The sequence below is a fragment of the Streptomyces sp. URMC 123 genome (assembly GCF_051386515.1).
Classification (GTDB): domain Bacteria; phylum Actinomycetota; class Actinomycetes; order Streptomycetales; family Streptomycetaceae; genus Streptomyces.
This window is the reverse complement of the sequence record NZ_JBPQTV010000578.1, coordinates 1-1,794: the sequence shown is the minus strand read 5'-3', so window position 1 is coordinate 1,794 and position 1,794 is coordinate 1. Positions and strand designations below refer to the sequence as shown.

Below are 1,794 nucleotides of genomic sequence, written 5' to 3'. Positions count from 1 at the left end.
GGTGCTGGCCGCCGCGGACCCGGCGAACGCGTACGGGGCCGCCCTGCCGTGGCCCGAGCCGCCCACCGGCGCCGCCCACAAGCCGGGCCGCAAGGCCGGCGCGCTGGTGGTGCTGGTCGACGGGGAGCTGGCCCTCTACGTGGAGCGCGGCGGCAAGACGCTGCTCGCCTGGCCCACGGCGGGCTCGAAGGCGCCCGAGGACGACCCCCGGCAGTCGGCCGCCACGGAGGCGCTCGTCCAGGCGGCCGCGTCGGGGGCGGTGGGGACGCTCACGGTCGAGCGCGTCAACGGTTCACCCGTGCTCGGCTCACCCTTCTCCCGGCTGCTGGAGGCGGCCGGCTTCCACGCGACCCCCAGGGGGCTGCGGTTCCGGGCGCCCTAGAGGGAAGCGGCGCGGGCCGACCGGAACGAGGAACGGCCCGAACGAGGGTGGGCGGCACCGCCCCCGTCCCCCCGACACAGGAGCGTGCGCCGCCCGGTTCCGCGATGTCCCCTGTGCCGTACCGCACCGGGTTCACCGGCACGGCGGCACGCCTACCCATCGCGGGTCGGTCCCCCTCCCCCGGACGCGATGCCGGTTGAGGACCCGCCTCCATTCTCTTCACGCGCCCCGGGGCGGTCTTGAAGAAATTGGCAGCGCGGGTTCAGGCGCGGCGCGGGCCCGGATGCCGTGCGGTCTCAAGCGCCGTACGGGTTCGGGCGCCGTACGGGTTCACGTGGCCCGCGGGGTCAGGCGCCGTACGGGTTCACGTGGCGAGCAGCACGCTGGTGACCTCGCCCTCCATCCGGTCGTCGGCCGCCGGGGCCTGGGCCAGGCACGCGCGGGCGCTGAGCAGCCGGCCGGGCGAGTAGCCCGTCATCCGTTTCGTCTCCCGGCTGAAATGCGCCTGGTCGGAGAAGCCGCAGATGATCGCGGTCTGGGCCGGCGAACGCCCATGGGAGAGCAGACGCAGCGCGCGGCGCAGCCGCAGGATGCGCGCCGCCGACTTGGGCGGCAGCCCGATCTGCTCCCGAAAGCGGCTGTCGAACTGCCGCCAGCCCCAGCCCGTCCGGGCGGCGAGCCGGCGAATGGGCACCGCTCCCCCCGTACGACACAGCTCGTTCCAGGCCCAGAGGACGCGCGGCGAGCAGGCGAGCCCCCGCTCCGCCCACTGCGCGAGGACCGTGTCGAGCAGCTCGAACCGCTCCCGCCAGTCGGTGAGCGCGCTCAGCGCGTCCGTCAGTTCGTCGACGCGCTGGCCGAGCTGCTCGCGGGGGTCGACGATGCCTTCGTCCCACTCGTGCATGGCCACCCCGAACAGGCCGAAGGCCGCCCAGGGCGCGAGAACCACCTCCATGCCGTGGAGCCGGCCGCTGTGCTCCCCGACGGAGCCCCGCGTGCGCAGCGGGGACAGCAGCGACCTGCGAGCCGGCGCGCGCGACGCGTCCGAGGGCCCCTCAAGGCCGGCGACCGCGCCGGCCACGTCCGAGACCCGCAGCTCGCCCTCGAAACCCAGGACGAGCGTGATCGCGCCCGAGGGGAGTTCGAGCCGCCGTCTGGGCCGGTCCAGTGCCAGCCGATGGCCGCGATAGCGGTGGACCATGGGGCGCAGCCGGGGGCAGGGCAGCGCCCACACCGTCTCCACGCCTCTGTGCGGGTCCGCCCAACGCTGCATGCCCGCCCTTTCCGTGCGAGGTGCCGGATGCGTGCCGGCCGCTCGCCCGGCCTCGGCTCGGCGCGACATGGCACGGGCGCGGGCACGACATGGCACGGCACGGCGCGGCGCGGCGCGGCGCGGTCCATGCTGCGGCAGG

Annotated in this window: 2 protein-coding genes; one reads left to right on the top strand and one right to left on the bottom strand. The window is 75.8% G+C overall.

The genetic code is table 11. The annotated features are described in order from the left end of the window. Window positions 1-382, top strand: a 382-nt coding sequence (locus tag ACSNOD_RS30915; protein WP_436770391.1) for a hypothetical protein, incomplete at its 5' end; no start/stop codon positions are given. Window positions 383-746: 364 nt separating this feature from the next. On the opposite strand, the gene ACSNOD_RS30910 is transcribed toward ACSNOD_RS30915, so the two are convergent. Next, on the bottom strand, window positions 747-1,655 hold the full coding sequence (locus tag ACSNOD_RS30910) for a helix-turn-helix domain-containing protein (RefSeq protein WP_436770390.1): 909 nt from the start codon (window positions 1,653-1,655) through the stop codon (window positions 747-749). Window positions 1,656-1,794: the final 139 nt, after the last annotated feature.